The organism is Eubacterium sp. AF17-7 (assembly GCF_003461285.1).
Lineage (GTDB): Bacteria > Bacillota > Clostridia > Lachnospirales > Lachnospiraceae > Eubacterium_U > Eubacterium_U album.
Genome location: NZ_QTWU01000016.1, coordinates 27,001 through 46,146, shown reverse-complemented (window position 1 = coordinate 46,146; position 19,146 = coordinate 27,001). Strand labels below are relative to the sequence as shown.

Genomic DNA, 19,146 nt, shown 5'->3' with positions numbered 1-19,146 from the left:
TTAAAACTATATAATCTCATCTTTCTGCTTTGGCAGCTCTATAACAAATCTGCATCCACCATATTCACGGTTTTCTGCTTTGATTGTTCCTCCGGCACTATCTACAATCCGTTTTACAAGTGCAAGACCTAGGCCATTTCCTTCTGCTTTATGAGATCCATCTACCTGATAGAACTTGTCAAATATTCTGGATTTTACATCATCCTCTATTCCTGGTCCTTCATCTTCCAGAATGAACTTAACAGAATCCTGTTCTTGTTTCAGAAACATCGTAATTGTCCCCTTTGAAGGGCTGAACTTAATCGCATTATCCAAAAGATTTATCCAGATATGCATAAAAAGTCCTTCATTCCCAGTATATTTAACTTCCTCCAATTCTACCTGAAAACCAATTTCTTTTTCTGTCCATTTTGTTTCCAATGAAAGAAATGCCTGGCGGATCTGTTCATCCAGACGATATTCTGTTTTTTTCATTGGTATATTCTGATTCTCTAACTTGGATAACAGCAAAATATTACCAACCAATCCGGAAAGTCTTTGGGTGTTAAATAAGATTTTTTCTACATATTCCTCTTGATCCGGAGACAGTTCTTCTCCCTGAAGCAGCATTGTATATCCTTCAATGGCATTAATCGGGGTCTTAAACTCATGAGAAACATCAGATACAAAATCCATCTGCAGCACCTCTGTTGCACGAAGTTCTTTTGTCATAACGTTAAAACTTTGATAAGATTCTCCAACTTCTGCTATACGGCTGTTCGTTTCCAAATGCTGTTCAAAATCTCCCTGAGAAACTTCCTTCATTGCTTTACTAAGTCTGGTAATTGGTTCCAGTAACTTTGCATTAATAAAGGAAGTGATCAGCCCTGCAATCAATGTATTGAAAATCAAAAGCCAGCCAAGCACAGGTATGCTGCCCGGCAGATTAAAAAAATGATTCAAAAAAGCAAATAATAAAGCAGATATGACTGTTGAAAATACAAGTGCCAGCCAGATTGCACCAGTCAGACAGGATCGGATCCGCAATCCTTTTTCTTTCTTTTGTTCCATTATTTTTTCACCACCTTGTATCCAATTCCACGCATTGTTACGATTTCAAAATCAGGGTTATCTTTAAAACGCTCTCTAATTCTTCCTATATGTACCTCTATCGTATGTGGGTCTGCCTCCGTCTCGTATCCCCATACTTCATCCATCAACTGTTGTTTTGTAAATGTTCTGCCTGGCGAAGCTGCAAGCTTATATAAAAGCAGGAATTCTTTTTTAGGCAAAACAAGACTTTCCTTATCAGTTGTAACCGTCATTGCATCATAATCAAACTCTGTTGAACCGATCACAATTTTGTGTTCATTCAGTATCTGTGCACGGCGAAGCAGTGCTCCGACTCTTAAAACCATTTCATTCACATTTACCGGTTTTACCATATAATCGTCACTTCCCGAAAGAAATCCCTGGCGCATATCATCAAAGGAACCTTTCGCAGTGATCATAAGTACCGGTATCTGATACCCTGCTGAACGGAGTTCCGACACCAGTTCATAACCATCCATAACCGGCATCATAATATCAGAAATGATCAGATCAATATATTCCTTATCCAATACTTCTAATGCCTGTGCTCCATCCGATGCACTTTTGACCTGATATCCATTCTTCTCAAGCACTTTTTGGAATAGCTGGCTTAATTCTTTATCATCTTCTACAATCAATATTTGAAACACGTTTTCCTTCCTCCTTATTAAAACAGATACCTTGCCCATCCAAGCAGATGCTGTACCAAAAATATTTTTCTCTGACGTTTCTTTGTTAATTCGATTGGCTCTACATGATATGGATCACGATAGGTTCCATCTTCCAATACCTGGCGGGACACTCTTTCATATTCCATCATGCCCTCTTCCAACTGTTTATTAATATCTTTACTGCGAATTACAAGCATCAGTTCCGTATCCAGATATGCACTTCTCATGTCCATATTAAAGGAACCGATTACAGACAGATCATCGTCAATCAAAATACTTTTTCCGTGGTATGAATAACCGCCTTCATATTCCCAGATATTAATTCCTGTACTTAAGATTCTATTTCTGTTTTTCGCATAATCGGCAGCCCCAAATGGATTCCCATTATTCGCAACTGAATTTGTCATGATAGAAAAATCTGAAACGTTCTCTGCAATCTCCTCCCATGTATTATACATCATATCATTACAGATAATATATGGCGTGTGGATCTTCACACGATTTTTTGCATTTTTCATCAATTCTCCCAACTGATACCACACTACTGGTTCTTTGGAACCTGTGTGAATAGGATTTGACACTAATGCAATCTTTTCTGTCTCAAAAGTTTCGTCCGTATAATCGGTATCGCAGATTCTTTCCTTATTCTCTTCAAAATATTTCTGATAGCCGTTCTGCAGCTCTAAAACTGCGTTCTTTACAGATTTTCTATTTGCCAGTTTTTTATTGTTATGAAAATAACCACTGTCTTCCTGATCCCATATAGTTTCAAAATAATCTAACAACTGGTTAACTGAATTTTCTTTCTCAGGTTCATTGCAAACAACCAACACGTCTCTGTCATAGTTCTTATGTCCCGGAAAATCCCCCAGGAAATAATTATATGTATTTCTTCCGCCAAGAATATATGTCTTACCATCTGCAATCAAATATTTATCATGCATTCTACCCATCATTTTCCATGGTTTCAACGGGTTGGCTTTATTATACAGTTTAATTTCAACATTCTCATGGGAAGATAATCCATAGAAATACGGATTCCCTTCCATATCAATCCAGCTCTCCATTCCATCTACTAACAGACGAATATGCACACCTCTGTCTGCCGCATCATGCAGTGCTCCTAAGATTAATTTTCCACTTTCATCGGATTTAAATGCAAAAGTAGAAAGAATAATTTCCTCTTTTGCATTCTGGATCAAACGCACTCTTTGTAAAAGCGCTTCTGGATTCTTTTCTATGATTACTGCCCGTTCTGTATTTTCACTGCATTCGTTCCATGACCCATTTTTTGTTTCTTTTTTGGTTGTATTGGACACTTCCGGCTGCTTTTTATATGCAACGCAGATTCCGAGCAATTCATAAAAAGCCACACATAAAAAAATTGCCAGTATAACAAGAAGGATTTTACATATTTTATACTTTTTCATTGTACATCACCTAATTCCTTTTTATTTCATACTTATACAATACAAAGTCAATCTCAATTTAACCTCAACAAGGTTTGTTTTTTCATCAATGCAAAATCTTCTTTGTACAACAGACTGTTAGATATAGCAAAAACGGCCTTTCAAAAACAGTTAACTTCTAAATCAACTGTTTTTTGAAAGGTCGTTTCATCAGATTCTTATAGCAATCCAGCAAATAATCTCATAAATAATTGTCCCAGTCGCAAATATGCACTTCGTCCGGTTTGATATTGGTCTGTCACATCACGACATTCTCCCATCGTTCTTATCAGATCATTTTTTATTTCCACAACTGCCTGACAATCTGCCATAAAACAGCCGTTTTCAAAATGGTGATATAAACTTCGATAATCCAGATTAATTGTTCCACAAGTTGCCATACAGTCATCTGCCACACTCATTTTTGCATGACAGAAACCAGGAGTCCACTCATAAACACGAACACCATGTTTAACCAATCCATGATAAAAAGAACGAGTTATATTATAAATGAATTTTTTATCAGGGATACCAGGTGTGATAATTCTTACGTCTACCCCTCGCTTAGCAGCCAGACATAACGCATGCGTCATTTCATCTGTTATGATTAGATATGGAGTCATAAACCAACAATATTTTTCAGCTTTATTTATCATACTGATATAAACTTCTTCTCCTACTTGCTCATTATCCATAGGGCTGTCTGCATAAGGTTGAACAAACCCAGTTTGCTGTGCCGCATAATCATAGTGGAAAAGGTATTTACTAAAATCAGAATCATTAGCATCCTTATCACTTACTGCATTCCACATTTCCAAAAATGTCACCGTAAGCGACTGAACAGCATCTCCTTCTAAACGAATACCTGTATCTTTCCACTGTCCATACGGGTGTGTGTAATTAAAATATTCGTTTGCTAGATTATATCCACCTGTAAATCCGACTTTTCCATCAATAACTGTTATTTTTCTATGATCACGATTGTTCAAAAACAGATTTAAACCTGGCACAAACGGATTGAATACACGGCAATGAATTCCTATTGCCTCCATCTTTTTCACAAAATCTGTGTTAATAAAGCCTATAGAACCCATATCATCGTAGAATACTCTAACTTTCACACCTGCTTTTACTCGCTCTTCCAGAACATCTTGAATCTTATGCCATGCTTCAGCGTCTTCTATCGCATGATATTCCATAAAGATAAACTTCTGTGCTTTCTCCAAATCCTTAAGCTGTGCCTCTAATCCTTTCACTGCTTCATCAAAATATACAATATCCGTATTCTGATAGATTGGATACTGCGAATTTCTTTGTATGTAACTTGCTATATTTCCTGCTTTCGGAATTGTTTCTTTTATTCTGCTCAAACACTCCTGACTGTCCGGAAGCATTGGTAACAATTTGCTATCAATTTCTGCATATCGCGCACGCATTTTATGTGTGCCACCATTCAAACCAATCAACAAATACAGGCCTACACCCATAATTGGGAAAATTAGAATTAAGATGACCCAAGGCATTTTCATAGAGGATGTCTTATTTGATGCGTACAATCCCAAAACCAAGATCCCACTCAAAATCCTTGTAAATAAATTTATGATTTCTGCATATTCATTCAAGCGTGTTACGATAGTAATAATAAAAATCACTTCCAGAAGAATGCAGATTATGGAAAAACACAGCCGTTTTACCCCATTTTTTGTTTTTGCTTTGCCCTCTAAAGTATCTTGTTTCATATATATTCCACCTTCCTACTTGCTCAGTTTTCTCCCTAAATTTCGTGTAACATACCAATTTTGTCTTTTATTCTCTGCATTTCATTATCTGCTTCAATGATAGCTCTTGCAGAATGAAGTAATTCTTCACTTATCTCATCATAGCCAGACATTTCTTCAATTCCTTTTTTATAGCGAAGTTGATGTTCCAATGTTGCCAAGAAATCCATACCATTGGTTCGAATCTGTAATTCTACACGCATAGGTGTTTTACCCTTAGCAAAAAATACTGGTATTTCAACAATCATATGATAGCTTCGATAACCATTCGATTTTGGATTTTTTATATAATCTTTTATTTCAATAACTTTAATATCATCCTGTTATCCTCCTAAATAGATTGAAATATGTCAATGAGTTTTTTTCTTGAACAATAGTAGAGCACAATTCTTTTATTTTGTTCCAACTTCATACATGATCATAACATGTAAACTTTAAACTATTTTCCCAGATTATTTCTCCATCAGTTTTTCAAACCAGGTATCCATAGCTAGGATGAATTGACTTACGTCTGGCAATTCTTGCAGCATTTCGTTTAGGGTTTTGTGCTTCACATATTTCTGCGCATACACCCAACAGGCAACGCTACTGGCTTCTGATACAATGTCAGCTATGGTTTTGCGCATAAGCTCTTCAAATTAAGCAATTTCTTTTTTCGGAACAACATCATACAGTGTTGGTGCCTAATGACTTATTTTTACTCCATTTTCATTTGCATCTTTAAACAGATTCTTAACTTTTTCTCTTGAATCCTCCGGTACTTTAATGTACTCCCACATAAATGCTACCACATCGGCTGGCCTTATTTATATCATTTCACTCTTTTTTGAAATAGAACAACACCACAGCAACAACTCAAATCGGCTTAAAATTCCAGACTATTCGCATTCAGCAAGAAATACTTCATTCCCATGATGACAAAACCTTCATCATTTCTCCAAGGCTTTTTGCTGCCATTTACAATGACGATCTTCTTGAAAGAGTCCGGGATATTACGCAGAGAATTGAACTCCTGCGTCTGTTTTTCTTCCGAAGTCATGTCATATGCAACCTGGATATAGTATCTCTGGTTTCCTTGATTCACCACAAAGTCAACCTCCAACTGCTTGCGAACACGTTTGCCCTCTTTATCCTTATCGAAGATATCCACGACACCCACATCAACATTGTAGCCACGGATCAACAGCTCGTTATAAACAATGTTCTCCATGATATGAGTAGGCTCCTGCTGTCTGAAATTCAGACGTGCATTTCTCAGTCCCAGATCCGTAAAGTAGTATTTCAGATTTGCACCGATATACTTTCTGCCCTTAATATCGTATCGGCTTGCCTTGGAAATCAAAAAGGCATCTGTCAAATAGTCGATATGCTTGGAGATGGTTTTATTAGCATAAGTCATCTGGCGCTCACTGGCAAAGGTATTGGCAATCTTTGAAGGGTTGGTCGGTGCGCCGATTGCAGATGCAAGCACATCAACCAGATTCCCAATCTCATCCACGTTCTGAATCTTATTTCTTTCAATAACATCCTTCAGATAGACATTTGCAAAGATGTTCTTCAGATAGTCCGCTTTCTGTCGTTCGCTCTGGAAACTTACGATCTGCGGCAATCCTCCGTAGATCATGTAGTCATCCCATGCATCATCATAATCGCCGTCATAGACAGAATAAAACTCTGCAAAGGAGAGAGGGTAGATTCTAATCTCATCACCTCTGCCACGGAATTCGGTCACAATGTCGCTGGACAGGAACTTGGAATTACTTCCGGTGACATACACATCAATATTGCTCATGCGGAGCAGGCTGTTCAGCACTTCCTCAAATTGTGACATAAACTGCACTTCATCAAGAAGCAGATAGTATTTGCCATCGTCTTTCATGGCATCTTTGATGTACTTGAAACACACCTTAGGATCTCTTAGTTCCTCATTTTCAATACCGTCCAATGCAATCTCAATAATATGATCAACATCAACGCCGTTCTCCAGTAAGTATCTCTTAAAGATGGTAAACAGCAAAAAGGATTTGCCACATCTACGAATGCCGGTAATCACCTTTATCATTCCATTATCTTTTCGCAGGGTCAGCTGCTGTAGGTAAGCGTCTCTTTTAATCTCCATCGTTACGCTCCCCCTTTCCGTGCATCTGCACACTTTTTAGTAATGAGATTCTATCACAGAACGACGTGAATTTCAATATATATTCCCATTTTATGTGCATCTACACACTTTTATGTAATGTTGATAAATATATTTTCGGATTTTTTTGATTGCAGTGTCTATAATCGACTACTCCAATCGTTATTATAGGTAAACAACAAAAAGAAGATGGTTTGATTCAACCATTGAGCGAGTTCCTCTCGTCAGAAATGGTGAGTCTGTCAGAAAAACATACTGTGCCTTCTGGCGAAAGGATAATTCAGGATACTACATTGAAGATTTTGCTGAAATGTTAAAAACAATATTTTAATGTAATTCCTTTTCATCCATAAAACGGACAGCCTTGTTTTTGATGGCCGTCCGTCTTTTCTTAATAATATCCCCGTTCTTCCATCCAGTCTTTCACATAGCATCGAATTCCAATATAAATCACATGCACCAGTACAGGAACTGTTAGGACACTATGATGTCAGTACCACAATGAATATTTACGCTCACCCAACAAGAAAAGCAAAACGGGATTCCGCATAAGGGCAAAAATAAGGGAAAATACATATCATTTCACTATCTAAGAGGCTGTAAGCCTTGAAAAATAAGGAAAGTTCAGGAAATCTCTCCACAACTTCCGATTTGTTAAATTCTTTCTATATTCCATCTTCTTGCTCTTCGGACAAGAAGCATTCCTCGCTCAAAGAGCTCGGTCAATTCTTATTTATAAATATCCTCTGTTTTTTGCTTCTTCAATTAATTGAGGTTGAATTAAAGGATAAGTCCAATTTTCAACTAAGTTATCCGTAATTAAAATTTTCTCTATTTCACTATGTATTTCTTGAAAAGAAAATACCTCTGCAAAGAAAAGCATGCCAAATGTTTCATCGTTTATATTTTCCATCACATTTGTTTGTCCTTTAACCGAATACGCACAGATTGGTTTGATGGTAAAATCTGTCGCACCCGTTTCCTCCATCAATTCCCGCTTAGCAGTAGCTAAAATATCTTCGCCACTTTCCCTATGCCCGCCTGGTACTTCATAAGTATCTCTTTCTTTATGTTTGCAAAATATCCATTTACCATTTGTTTTAGAGATGATAACTGCAAATTTTAGAAATTTATCATCTATACTATCATAAAATTTTACTTCTACCATTTATAAACTCCTCTAACTTCAATTCTCCTACCGTAGTAATTTGCTATTATCTACAAATTCTTCATCATATAGCGTTCCCGATACTCCACATAGCCATGTTTGGGATAAAATATTTTTGATTCCTCAAAGCCTTCTCCTCCCAAATGAATTCTTACCACTTTCTTTCCTTGATTTGCTATATAATTTTCTGCCATTTCTAACAAAGCACTTCCAATACCTTGTCTTTTCAAATTATATTTTACAAACAAACGATGCAGCCAAACCTCATCGGTGTCTCTTATAGAATTATATCCAATACTTCCACTAACTCTGTCTTGTTCATCAATAGCCAACCAAAACATATCTCCTACATCCAAGTAGTTCTTCTTAATATTCAATAAATCCTCATTTAATCCCGGAACTCGTCCTAAAGCATTTTTGGCTTCTAATATCATAAAAATCATATCATCACTATATTAATCTTCGTATTTAACTATTTTTATAAAATATTCCTTTAATTTTGTTATTGTCTATTATCGTAATTCCTCAATAAAAAGCTGCATTCTTCTTGTCACCAATTCATTAGATTTCATATTTTTCAAAGTATCTTTATCTACCCATTTATAATCCTGTGTTTCTCCCTGTTGAAGAGTAATGTTATACTTGTCCCAATCCGTAATCACAATATAATCAACATATATTGAATGATTATTATGTTGAACAACTCTTCCTAGCTCCACTAAATTTGTTTCACATATTCCTGTTTCTTCTCGCAATTCTCTTATTGCGCAATCAATCGGAAGTTCTCCTTGCAGTGCTGAACCTCCTGCTGTAGCTTCCCAATATTCACCATAGTGCTTATTTTTGTCTCTTTGCATTAACAAATATGTACCATCTGTATGTTTAACAATAACCTCACACACTAAATGGTACATTCCATCTGGTATAGCTTCACCTCTTACTAATGTTTTATATTTAATTTTATTTAAATTTGTGTCATATGCATCCCAAAGTTCCATAATCTCCTCTTTCATATAATCTTTTAGTCTATGGGGTACCGTAGCCAACTATATTCTCAACATAACTTGGTATCAGAATATATTTCTATATATAATTTTCTTTTGTTTATTTACATTTTTTTAATGAATTTGTATATCTTTAATTCCTTTTTAACATTCCTATAAAATGCTATTTTTTGATGTTATACCAGGTCAAGAAAATCTTATGTTTTATTGTAAATTCTTCAGGATATTTTTCTTCAAGCATTTTTCGATGTTCCCTATCAAACAACGCAATCTGTTCCTCATTCATCGATGCCATAACACCACGACTAGCCATCATACGTCCATGCCATGTTTCTCTGGTAAACGGTAACTCTACAATCATAGTTTCCATTTGTGGTTCATCAAAATAATGCGTTGTTAAATCCTTTACTGAAGCTGATGCACCATTCCATGAGCCATTAATCTTTTTTACCAAACTATTAGAATCTTGTGTGATCGTTTCTTCTTTCATATAACCCATATACACCTTCAAAAATATGCCATCAGGTTTTAACATTGACCGAATCTTTGGAACAATTACTTTTGGATCAAAATACCAAAAACACTGAAAAGCAGTAATAACATCAAAACTATTATCCGGATAATTAATATCCTCTGCAGATGATACAATGTATCTGATATTATCCATTCCTTTAGATAACTCTTTTGCTTCCGCAATTTGGTTTTCTGAGATATCTGTTGCAATAATATCAGCTCCATACTTTGCCATACCACGTGGAACTACACCTGTACCTGTTCCTAAATCAAGCCACTGGCTTCCCTCTGTTCCAATACCAATTTTATGTAATCTATCAAATAGCTCCTCTGGATAAATGTCTCTATGTTTTGCATAGAATTTAGAAGTTTTTCCAAAATCAAACTTCTGTCCTTCATCAATTATATTTTTCAGCATAATACATCCTCCTCATAATTTTCCCTTACATTATATTGCGTATATTAACTAAACCAAATCTTATCTTTTCTACAAACTCGATATTTACTCTTGCACATTACGAGTTACATAATGTTTCATTTAACACTTGAGTCATTGACATTTTATCACGCCATATTCACGTTATTATATCCCATTCAAAATCATTTTCTATATTCTACCATATCTATAGCTTAATTGATATTTCATTATTGTAGCAATTATAATATTTCAACTGATTTTTTTATATTAAACCGCCCTGCATGCACATCTACAAAGAATAAGATATAGCCCCATAGAAAATTTTAACATAAACAAGGTAGGAATGCTGTCCTCCACTGTATGATTTTAAAAAAGCAATAGAATATACTAAGCTGGTAGGCGAGATATTAAGATATAGAGGTTTTAGGATTCTTCCTAACAAGAATGTATTTGTATATACAAATGCGTATCTTGCAAAAGACCTACTTCCATTTTCTTAATCTACTTTTGATAACCTGGATTTAATAATTTTTCTTATTTTTTCCTTTAACAGATACGAGATACGCTATGCATATCTCGTATCTGATTAGCAGTCGGCAAATGTTCATTCATGCAAGCCTGATGACCACTTGCCTCGTCGCTATAACAAAAAGGGAACCATACTTTAAAAGTATGATTCCCTGATTATTTTTATCAAACCGTAATCGTTACGTTGATGTCTTCCCATTTACCCGCTTTTTTCATGTTTTTATCGAACTTTTTGTACTCTTTCAAGTAGTCCTTAGAAACTGTGAAATTGCCGATGTTTAGGGGCTTTTGACACCATAAACGATTATTTCCCACTTTCTGCAATAGCTGCCTGAGCCGTTACATATCATAGGCTTACTACAGCCACTCCTCTTTCTGCTTTATCTTTTTATGCTACCTTTGAATAATCTAGCACTGCAATTTCCTGCATCCTCTCCAAACAACGTGCAGACCATCGAATAGCGTTTTTTCATATGTTTTTCCTTTCAATTTTTCCATATATCATATCCCTGTGTCATTGCAGACTCATATATGGGATGAAGTCTGCCATAAAGCACATTGAAAAATCTTTCTTTTTCAATTTTCTGTATGTATAATTCTTCCAAAGGCCAAATTGAATTAAGATTGTGTTGTTTACATTTTTCAAATTTTTCTCTTGCCTTTTCGTTTGTCTGAATTGTTTCATTTAAAATATACTGATTATCACAAAACTTCTTATAATAAGCGTCCCAGTCCGGCAATTTATTGTTCTTGGAAGAATTCAGATTTTCGTCCATTGGAATCAAATTCCACAATTCATCATTGGCAACATATGACCATGGTATAAAATGATCTATCGCATATTTGTTCTCTATATGTCGCTTTGAATATATATCTTTAAACCCAACACCATTAATATCTATTACGCAGTCCCAAAGCTTTCTAACATTTTCAAGTTTTCTTTCCTTGTCTTTTTCCGATTCAAGTTTATAAATAAGTCCCGGAACTCCCGGATTTCTATCCTGCAAATATTTAATTTTTTTCATCTTAATCCAGCCACGGATTGTAACCATATTATCGATGAGAAAATTGTTCCACAACTTATTTATAATAACCTTTTTAGTTAATCCTCTACCATTCTCTATCGTGTACAGTAAACATCTTTTCTTATTAATCATTTCAAAATAACTAATAAGTTTTCCAGTCTTGCTCCATAATGGATTATTCCCACCTAACTCTTTCACAAACGAAGAAAGCAATCTATACGGTACATTCTTCGCCAAGTCCTGCATCTCAGAATTAACACATTTACTGTTGCACTTTATTTTTTCAATGATAATATCCCTTGATTCATCATTTTTCACATCCACATTTTCGCTAATTTTATTTACTGCTCTTTCCAAAAGATTAGAACTTGTACCATCTACTGATTTTGGACCTAGTCTCAAGTGATATTCCTTTACCGCATACCATGCATCCGCTATCATGCCCGCAAAAACTTCCAAAAATGTAAACTCATTTTCTCCTCTTGCAACCAACTGCATTATGGAATCAAGCCAAAAGAATTTATAGCATTGTGTTGGATTTTCCAACATTCCTGCGAAACTTTTTATATTTAAATTACAATCATAGAAATATAATTCATCCATAGACATTCTCTAACTTTCTCTGTTAACATTATTGTGAAAATTCTCTAACGATATCCCTGCTCTTTCTTGATTTGCCTTTCAAGTTCTTTTGCAAGTTGTTCTTTCTCTATTTTTTCAATTGGTATTGTAATAATTACAGCGTAAATAATCCCTATTATCAACGGCCCAATCAAAAAGATATTACAGATAACAAAACTTAAAGTCTGTTCAACATGATTTATTGAAATAATTGTTGGCAAAATTACAAAACTTAACAATACAGAAGTAAATATATGTGTCCTCCTCCAAACTTCAGGATAATCCATTGTTTGCTGAATTCTAATTCCAAAAAATCCATTTTCACTGGTAAATGGCATAACTACTGCTGCTACAATCATTATAATCAAATACACAATGCAACCATAAGACGGCTTGTATAAAAATATGTTTTTTGTAACATTTCCATTTATCCAAAACGCACCCATACATCCTGCTAATATTACAAACGATAATATGTAAAATAATTTTGACTTTATTCGTTTGTATAATATATGCGATGCAATCATTATCGCCACTGGCACAAATATAAAAACATACATCAGAAATGGCAAATTAAATTTCATTTCTTTTTCAAATATCAAACTACTGATAACATGTGAAGTTGTAAATGAAACTAAATATTTTTCTTGTGTAGTCATTTTTCATACCTCCTTTTTATAACTTAATTGAACAACCCCATTAATAACATCTTCATCATAAATTTTTGGGCGTTCTTTTATTACTACTAAAATTGCTGCTTCAACAATGTTTTCTCTTGCATATAATCTACGTCCATCCGCTCTATGTTTAAACATATTCTTCAATTTTGACTCAAGCGATTTATTAAATACCATTGTTTGAATTTTTTCAAACTCAGAAGGTGAAATACTCATAGACATTGTTACATCTATAAATTCTTCATCAATTTCAACATAATTTAATAACTTAAATATGTCATATAAATGTCTGGAGTTTCTTTGTGCTTTTCCATGCAAATAATAATCGCATACGGCAAATATTTTATCCGCAAGTGTTCTATTTATACATTGAACACTCATTTCAAACGGTATTAAATTATATTTCTTTATTAACTCAGGTTCTTCATTTTTTAGCGTATCATATATGTAATTACTTATTTGTCTTCTTTCCGTTGGAAAAGAATAAGACATCAACGCTGTTTCTAACTTAATGAAAGGAGACAGTCCGGAAAAGTTACTATTATCACTAACAGAATTATAATAAAAATCATAATGATTATAGTTTTTATCACTTTCAATATCTTTCCAATTTTTTATTTCTATTTCTAAATCTTCAGCTATAGGTTTCAGTATGTTATACTTCAATTTTTTTCTTCTACTCTCCCCCAAATGTTCTTTAAACGTAATATCTATATCCTCAGAAAATCGATCAATAACACCATATGCTTTAGATAAAGAAGTTCCTCCTTTGAATATTATCTCTATCTCTTTTTGAGATAATAAATATAAAATCATTGTTACATAATAATCTTTTTCTACTATATCTGTTGTAACATTCTTACGCTCTGAAACAATTGATATAATGTCTCTAAATAGTTCTTTATTTTCTTTGTGCAAATACATTGTCCAACCCCAATTCGTAATAATTTTTAAAAACATTAATAGGAAACTCTCTTATATATCTGTTCACACTTTCTTTTCGTATATCATGAATATCAATATATTCCTCAATCTTTACTCTTGCTTCATCATATGATCCGTCCATATAAACTTCTATATTTTTTAACAATTCAAGTAATTGCAAAACATATACATTCTCCCTATTTATAACTATAGATGACTTCCTTATCAAAAACTTTCTACCACCAATTTCAATCTCCCTTGGAGATGAATTCGAATTATTACTGACAATTTCTATTTTTCTAGGTACCTGCATTGATATACCTAACTGATTTGCAAAAGAATTTCCACTATAATACCCAAATATTTCTTCACCCTTTGTAACAAAGCGATATCGAGCCACCATATCTGCACTAGGTCCAACTGTTGCTTTAAGCATCGTCTTCTTTGGAATATAATAAATTCCTTTATCGTACTTTTTTATCAGTCCTTTATTACATAATGACTTCATTTGCTGATTTACAGCAGAACGGGAGACTCCTTCTATAAAAATATCTGAAAAAAATATAGGTTCTCCTTCTTTATAATTACTTATTATATAATCATATAGCATAATTTTTGTTTCCTTAATATTTTAGATTATCTCTTTCTATTTTGTTAAGTATAATAATATAATTTATTTTTTCCTATGTCAATCATATTTAATATTCTTTTTCATTAATATTTCCTGTTTTTTATACTTTTTAATAGTCTGTTAATAATAAAAAACAGAACTAATCTTTCCGATTAATCCTGTTTTATTAACACATTCATCTAAGTACTACATTTTACAACTGCACACTTCTTTTTATTTTATTGCAATTGTCTTTACAAAATTCATACAGTTTTAACGAATCTCTCATGGCTCGCTCATCTTTTTCTCCTATGAAATACGCTACAAACAGTAACTCTATGCATTCCATAACTAACGGTATACTTTCCCTCTCAATGGTTGAAATTGGAATTACAGATGCATATCCTTTTACCAAGTTTTTTAAATATTGAAACCACTGCTTTTCATCGACTTTGTTTTCTTCATCTTCTAATAATAAACCAAGCATAAAATAACATAAATCAAATATTCTGATGTTCTTTTGACTCAAATCAAAATCTACGTATCCTGAAAATTCATTGTTATAAAACAAAAAATTTCCTAAATGTACATCTCTATGTATAAGCCCATAGGATAAATCTTTATCTACCAATCTAAGTTCTTTTATAATATCTTCAAACTCGTTTTTATCGATAATTTTTTTGTCATACTCATATATGTTTTTTCTAATCCAGCTTTCCATTTCTCCTAACAAACTATTATTCCAACATTTGATTTTTCCTTCACATTCATCAAATGCCAGATGCAATCTTGCAATAATCTCGCCCATTTTGAAAAACCATTGTTCATTGCATTTATTAACATTAACTATATTGCATCCTTTTAGTTTAGTTGTAAGAAGCCAATAATTTTCTTTATCTTTTAAATATTTTTCATTATTTGGAGTGGCTATTATTTTAGGCACTGGAATTTGCTCACTATACAAAATGCTCAAAACTTCTACATTTCTCTTTAATTCCTCAAAATTCACATATTTTTTTAAAACAAATTCATCACCAATGTTCCAAGCTGTGCTGTAAATTTGTTTTATATCACATTCAATACCATATTTCGTCATTACCTGTTGTACGTTCACTTGTTTCTGCTCCATTTTCTTTTTTTCATTTAATACTATTCTTCTAACACTTTTTTCTGATAAACAATACATTTTTGCAATTTCAGAATACTTCATACCTATAAGGTAATGCTCATATATTTTTGAGTTTCTTATGTCTATTTCCTGTCTGTATTCTGTTATAACTTTATCGTTATTTTCTTTCTTCTTCGGTATGTAAATATATTGTCCATCTACATATTTCATAATTTCTCTTAGTATCTCATCCGGGAAAATATCTTTCGCATTTTTATATTTCATATTCGCACCTCACAATGCTATGATAACATATTATTGTTTGTTTTTTTGCTCATCTCTTTTCATAGTAAATTTTAAGAATGTACGATAGTGCAAATTATAAAATAAGAATGTAGTTTTTCCGACATTTTTATACGTCATCATTCCTACATTCTTATTTTATGATTTACATCTGCACATCATTTTTCTCGTTTATAAATATTTAAGAAAATTATGTTGTTATATTATTTATATTTTTCTCTTAACTCATTTATTTTTATATTATATTTCTTTTGAAGTTTTGCCATTTGAACCGTGCATTCTCCATCTAATTGTCCATCTCTTCTTGGATATTCAGTTTCAAGAATCTTTTTTGCTTCTTTCCACATTTCAAACTTTAATTTTTTAAACTCTTCTTCTAATTTTATATTTTTTTCGTTCATATCTTTCATTATTCTTTTTCTAAAATATTTTAACTTTACTATTTTTTCCTATAAATTCTCAACTAATTAATTATCATATCCGGGCTTGTTCCTATGAGATGTATTATGTATAACATATGTTCTTCGAATTCCTTTCCCAAAATAGAATCTACCATTTCCTTGTCAGCCATTTCTTCATCAGTAATCAATTCTCTCCATTTTCTTCCCCATGCCAAAAATGCTTCTGGAGTTTTACATTCTAAAAATTCATCTCTATATTTTTCTAATTTTTCTTCAATTGTCATTTGTTTTGTTGATTCCCCTTCATTTTTATTTGCAGGCTACAACTAGCTATATTATACCATCTGAATTTTCAATTTTTTTCACAAACTGATCCCTTACATACCATTATACTATTCATCTTCCTAAAATTCCAAACAAAAACTCCACTGAGATTTGCCTTATATGCAATGTTCCTAGCGGAGTTTTATCTTTTTATTTAAAGTAATAAGCTACTACAATAGAACCTTCCTATTAAGGTCCTTCCTGAACGTCAATGGCATATGAACCACCTACAAACTCGCCGCCCTTAATTGTTACATTTGAAGTAATGCTGTTTCTATAATAGATTGATTGTAAGTGCTGCAAAAGATGCTGCTGATGTACTTGTTATTTTTGCGTTATCAACAATTCCGTTAGAAGCACTTAACTGCATTGTTCCTGAAACAACATTCTTCATATTAACTTTTTGTGCATATAAACGCACAACTGTTGATGTATCTTCTATTTCCACATTTTCCATTGTTATAGAAGAATCTACCAATCCTCTACCATCAATGTAAAGTTTGTCTGTTTTTGTGTCTTTAATAATAGCTGATTTTAAACGTTTTCCTATTCTATGTATGTAATATACTTCTGAATTGTAAACTTCAATTTCACTCTGGTTAGTCTTATTTTCATAAAAATCTACATTGTTACTCTTAATGCCGTCTAATACTAATTTATTATTAAAATCAAAATAAGGTGTTTCACCTGTGCTATTTAAAGCACCTGTTTTTTCTTTACTACTATCGATAATCTTAAGGTCACCATTTACAGTAACGTCATAACCATTTAAATCTAATATATGGCCGTTTAAATCAATTGTCCCACCTGCAATAGTTGTCTTTCTTGCTGGTTTGTTATTACTACCTAAAGTTATCTTTTCTTACTTTTGTTAGTTTAGTATAACTATCTTCTTGTTTAATAGTATCTGTATCGATACTTCCATCTTTTCTATCAATGTCTGCCTCATAAGCAATACCTTGCTCATATAATTGCAAAACTATATTTCTATCATTTTCAATATTTTATCCTGCACTTTATTTAAACTTTTTACATCTACTAATTTCACACTTATTTTCATTTACCCCTTCCCACCACATATGTATAAAATTTTCCAAATTTAGTTTTTACAACCTTAACCTCATCTTTAACCATCGGCGCTGGATATTTCTTTGTCGGTATAATCCATATATCTTTCATACTTTTTCTTTCCTTTGGAAAATATACATTATATACAGCAGCAGAATACTTTCCTGTCTTTTTATAAGTTTTCTTTGATATTCGTCCATATTTTATCCCTATTGGAGGGAATAAAAAATACAAGACATATCCACCCCAGATGCAGGAAATGTATAATATTGAAAATATTACAATTAGAATATATGATTTTTCTTTATACAACCCATATGTATATAAAAGAAATACTAATATGGAAATTAAAAATATAATTAATCTAATTTTTAATGACTCTTTTCCTAGTTCTCTGTATTCTTTTTTGTCTTCTTCTGTTAATTCATCAAATACTAAATTTTTATTTTTATTCATTATTTCTGATAAGTACCTGCTGTAATAATAATTTTAAATCACTTTTTGATAAAAACCGATACACGCCATCTAAATCAAGCACTTTTCTTTTCCTCCTCTCGTATCGAAAGTCGATAGTTTATATTTTGTTTAAATAGTTAATCCTAAAATTGCATTACCATATAAAAATTGTTTTAACTCTCTGCTTTCTCCGGTATTATAATACTCTAGCAATAGTGAATTAAACTGTTCCATATATTTATCAGTAATAGTCATAATCCCTGCACCTGAAGAAACCAAAATCTTATTTGCAAGCAATAAACTGGTACGTTTATTTCCATCCCAGAAGAACTGTCCTCTTGCTCCCCATGTAAATGCTTCTAATGCTTTATCTGTAGCAGAAGCATTTGCATCATTCAAAATATTTTTCAACTCTTCTGCTGTTTTCTCTTTTTCTGGAACCGGAGGCTCATAATCCGTTCCTGAAATACCAACTGTTCCTGTCCGTAGTTTTCCCCATTCCAAAGCTTCATTTCTCGCAATATATCCATTCAACTTACACCAATAATCAAATGTAACTTCTTCATTTACCGTATTTAAAAGAAATTTCCATGCATCACGCATATTCAAAATTGCCTGAATATCGTCAAGTTGTACATTTGGAACATTCACACCATTTAAAATTGTCTGTGTTTGCGGAAAAGTTACTTCTCTGTTTTCCATTTTCATTCCACAATATATGTTTTCATCCATTCTTTTCTTTGCAAAAATTAGACTCTGTTCAGGAGATAGATGAAATTTATCTTTAAATTTTGACATTGTAATACGCACCTTTTCCTCTTTTCCATACACATTATAACACAGATTTATATAGTACTGTCAGCAATTGCTATCCGAATTGCTGGATATCATAC

Annotated in this window: 20 protein-coding genes and 1 pseudogene; all 21 read right to left on the bottom strand. The window is 33.0% G+C overall.

Annotated elements, in window-relative coordinates; all coding sequences use genetic code 11:
- Nucleotides 1–6 precede the first annotated feature (6 nt).
- The gene (locus DWW96_RS11965; RefSeq protein ID WP_117910575.1) at nt 7–1,050 is read right to left on the bottom strand and encodes a HAMP domain-containing sensor histidine kinase; all 1,044 of its coding nucleotides are present in this window, start codon (nt 1,048–1,050) and stop codon (nt 7–9) included.
- Nucleotides 1,050–1,760 (bottom strand): response regulator transcription factor, encoded by a 711-nt coding sequence (locus DWW96_RS11960; RefSeq protein WP_003693048.1) that lies wholly within the window; start codon nt 1,758–1,760, stop codon nt 1,050–1,052. The genes DWW96_RS11965 and DWW96_RS11960 overlap by 1 nt, the downstream gene beginning before the upstream one ends.
- The gene (locus DWW96_RS11955; RefSeq protein ID WP_117910574.1) at nt 1,739–3,172 is read right to left on the bottom strand and encodes a phospholipase D family protein; all 1,434 of its coding nucleotides are present in this window, start codon (nt 3,170–3,172) and stop codon (nt 1,739–1,741) included. The genes DWW96_RS11960 and DWW96_RS11955 overlap by 22 nt, the downstream gene beginning before the upstream one ends.
- Before the next feature lie 197 nt (nt 3,173–3,369).
- Nucleotides 3,370–4,929: a cardiolipin synthase gene (gene cls / locus DWW96_RS11950; protein WP_117910573.1), complete on the bottom strand. Its 1,560-nt coding sequence runs from the start codon at nt 4,927–4,929 to the stop codon at nt 3,370–3,372.
- A gap of 35 nt (nt 4,930–4,964) precedes the next feature.
- Nucleotides 4,965–5,291: pseudogene (locus DWW96_RS11945) on the bottom strand (GTP pyrophosphokinase family protein); the annotation flags it as partial.
- Nucleotides 5,292–5,833: 542 nt separating this feature from the next.
- A complete protein-coding gene (locus tag DWW96_RS11935) occupies nt 5,834–7,087 on the bottom strand; it encodes an ATP-binding protein (RefSeq protein ID WP_117910572.1) in 1,254 nt (417 codons plus the stop codon).
- A 409-nt stretch (nt 7,088–7,496) separates the two neighbouring features.
- The gene (locus DWW96_RS14485; RefSeq protein ID WP_243003079.1) at nt 7,497–7,559 is read right to left on the bottom strand and encodes a hypothetical protein; all 63 of its coding nucleotides are present in this window, start codon (nt 7,557–7,559) and stop codon (nt 7,497–7,499) included.
- A gap of 279 nt (nt 7,560–7,838) precedes the next feature.
- Nucleotides 7,839–8,273: an NUDIX domain-containing protein gene (locus DWW96_RS11930; protein WP_117910571.1), complete on the bottom strand. Its 435-nt coding sequence runs from the start codon at nt 8,271–8,273 to the stop codon at nt 7,839–7,841.
- 50 nt (nt 8,274–8,323) lie between these two features.
- The gene (locus DWW96_RS11925; protein ID WP_199522694.1) at nt 8,324–8,716 is read right to left on the bottom strand and encodes a GNAT family N-acetyltransferase; all 393 of its coding nucleotides are present in this window, start codon (nt 8,714–8,716) and stop codon (nt 8,324–8,326) included.
- Between the two features lie 69 nt (nt 8,717–8,785).
- Nucleotides 8,786–9,286 carry an NUDIX domain-containing protein gene (locus DWW96_RS11920; RefSeq protein ID WP_243003077.1) on the bottom strand — a complete coding sequence of 167 codons (501 nt, stop codon included), beginning with the start codon at nt 9,284–9,286 and terminating at the stop codon, nt 8,786–8,788.
- Between the two features lie 154 nt (nt 9,287–9,440).
- Nucleotides 9,441–10,208 carry a class I SAM-dependent methyltransferase gene (locus DWW96_RS11915; RefSeq protein WP_117910570.1) on the bottom strand — a complete coding sequence of 256 codons (768 nt, stop codon included), beginning with the start codon at nt 10,206–10,208 and terminating at the stop codon, nt 9,441–9,443.
- A gap of 1,013 nt (nt 10,209–11,221) precedes the next feature.
- Nucleotides 11,222–12,364, bottom strand: a complete 1,143-nt coding sequence (locus tag DWW96_RS11910) for an HNH endonuclease domain-containing protein (protein ID WP_158562707.1) — start codon at nt 12,362–12,364, stop codon at nt 11,222–11,224.
- A 44-nt stretch (nt 12,365–12,408) separates the two neighbouring features.
- The gene (locus DWW96_RS11905; RefSeq protein ID WP_117910568.1) at nt 12,409–13,041 is read right to left on the bottom strand and encodes an SdpI family protein; all 633 of its coding nucleotides are present in this window, start codon (nt 13,039–13,041) and stop codon (nt 12,409–12,411) included.
- 3 nt (nt 13,042–13,044) lie between these two features.
- Complete coding sequence (locus DWW96_RS11900) at nt 13,045–14,019, bottom strand: nucleotidyl transferase AbiEii/AbiGii toxin family protein (RefSeq protein WP_243003076.1); 975 nt, start codon at nt 14,017–14,019, stop codon at nt 13,045–13,047.
- Nucleotides 13,961–14,593 (bottom strand): DUF6088 family protein, encoded by a 633-nt coding sequence (locus DWW96_RS11895; RefSeq protein ID WP_117910566.1) that lies wholly within the window; start codon nt 14,591–14,593, stop codon nt 13,961–13,963. Before DWW96_RS11895 ends, DWW96_RS11900 begins: the two co-directional genes overlap by 59 nt.
- A 214-nt stretch (nt 14,594–14,807) precedes the next feature.
- The gene (locus DWW96_RS14105) at nt 14,808–15,986 is read right to left on the bottom strand and encodes a CD3324 family protein (protein ID WP_158562706.1); all 1,179 of its coding nucleotides are present in this window, start codon (nt 15,984–15,986) and stop codon (nt 14,808–14,810) included.
- A gap of 221 nt (nt 15,987–16,207) precedes the next feature.
- Complete coding sequence (locus tag DWW96_RS11885; RefSeq protein ID WP_117910565.1) at nt 16,208–16,414, bottom strand: hypothetical protein; 207 nt, start codon at nt 16,412–16,414, stop codon at nt 16,208–16,210.
- Nucleotides 16,415–16,467: 53 nt separating this feature from the next.
- A complete protein-coding gene (locus DWW96_RS11880; RefSeq protein WP_117910564.1) occupies nt 16,468–16,689 on the bottom strand; it encodes a hypothetical protein in 222 nt (73 codons plus the stop codon).
- A gap of 314 nt (nt 16,690–17,003) precedes the next feature.
- Nucleotides 17,004–17,207: a hypothetical protein gene (locus DWW96_RS11875; RefSeq protein ID WP_147339829.1), complete on the bottom strand. Its 204-nt coding sequence runs from the start codon at nt 17,205–17,207 to the stop codon at nt 17,004–17,006.
- 578 nt (nt 17,208–17,785) lie between these two features.
- Nucleotides 17,786–18,253: a hypothetical protein gene (locus tag DWW96_RS11870; protein WP_117910562.1), complete on the bottom strand. Its 468-nt coding sequence runs from the start codon at nt 18,251–18,253 to the stop codon at nt 17,786–17,788.
- Between the two features lie 129 nt (nt 18,254–18,382).
- The gene (locus tag DWW96_RS11865) at nt 18,383–19,051 is read right to left on the bottom strand and encodes a Fic family protein (protein WP_117910594.1); all 669 of its coding nucleotides are present in this window, start codon (nt 19,049–19,051) and stop codon (nt 18,383–18,385) included.
- Between the last annotated feature and the right edge of the window lie 95 nt (nt 19,052–19,146).

Excerpts from the sequence above, each read along its gene's own strand:
- DWW96_RS11865 (WP_117910594.1), bottom strand. The coding sequence starts at position 19,051 with ATGTCAAAATTTAAAGATAAATTTCATCTATCTCCTGAACAGAGTCTA.
- DWW96_RS11915 (WP_117910570.1), bottom strand. The coding sequence starts at position 10,208 with ATGCTGAAAAATATAATTGATGAAGGACAGAAGTTTGATTTTGGAAAA.
- DWW96_RS11920 (WP_243003077.1), bottom strand. The coding sequence starts at position 9,286 with ATGAAAGAGGAGATTATGGAACTTTGGGATGCATATGACACAAATTTA.
- DWW96_RS11900 (WP_243003076.1), bottom strand. The coding sequence starts at position 14,019 with ATGTTTTTAAAAATTATTACGAATTGGGGTTGGACAATGTATTTGCAC.
- DWW96_RS11925 (WP_199522694.1), bottom strand. The coding sequence starts at position 8,716 with ATGATTTTTATGATATTAGAAGCCAAAAATGCTTTAGGACGAGTTCCG.
- DWW96_RS11935 (WP_117910572.1), bottom strand. The coding sequence starts at position 7,087 with ATGGAGATTAAAAGAGACGCTTACCTACAGCAGCTGACCCTGCGAAAA.
- DWW96_RS11960 (WP_003693048.1), bottom strand. The coding sequence starts at position 1,760 with ATGGGCAAGGTATCTGTTTTAATAAGGAGGAAGGAAAACGTGTTTCAA.
- DWW96_RS11905 (WP_117910568.1), bottom strand. The coding sequence starts at position 13,041 with ATGACTACACAAGAAAAATATTTAGTTTCATTTACAACTTCACATGTT.
- cls (WP_117910573.1), bottom strand. The coding sequence starts at position 4,929 with ATGAAACAAGATACTTTAGAGGGCAAAGCAAAAACAAAAAATGGGGTA.
- DWW96_RS11885 (WP_117910565.1), bottom strand. The coding sequence starts at position 16,414 with ATGAAAGATATGAACGAAAAAAATATAAAATTAGAAGAAGAGTTTAAA.
- DWW96_RS11880 (WP_117910564.1), bottom strand. The coding sequence starts at position 16,689 with ATGACAATTGAAGAAAAATTAGAAAAATATAGAGATGAATTTTTAGAA.
- DWW96_RS11895 (WP_117910566.1), bottom strand. The coding sequence starts at position 14,593 with ATGCTATATGATTATATAATAAGTAATTATAAAGAAGGAGAACCTATA.
- DWW96_RS11910 (WP_158562707.1), bottom strand. The coding sequence starts at position 12,364 with ATGGATGAATTATATTTCTATGATTGTAATTTAAATATAAAAAGTTTC.
- DWW96_RS11955 (WP_117910574.1), bottom strand. The coding sequence starts at position 3,172 with ATGAAAAAGTATAAAATATGTAAAATCCTTCTTGTTATACTGGCAATT.
- DWW96_RS11930 (WP_117910571.1), bottom strand. The coding sequence starts at position 8,273 with ATGGTAGAAGTAAAATTTTATGATAGTATAGATGATAAATTTCTAAAA.
- DWW96_RS14105 (WP_158562706.1), bottom strand. The coding sequence starts at position 15,986 with ATGAAATATAAAAATGCGAAAGATATTTTCCCGGATGAGATACTAAGA.
- DWW96_RS11870 (WP_117910562.1), bottom strand. The coding sequence starts at position 18,253 with ATGAATAAAAATAAAAATTTAGTATTTGATGAATTAACAGAAGAAGAC.
- DWW96_RS11965 (WP_117910575.1), bottom strand. The coding sequence starts at position 1,050 with ATGGAACAAAAGAAAGAAAAAGGATTGCGGATCCGATCCTGTCTGACT.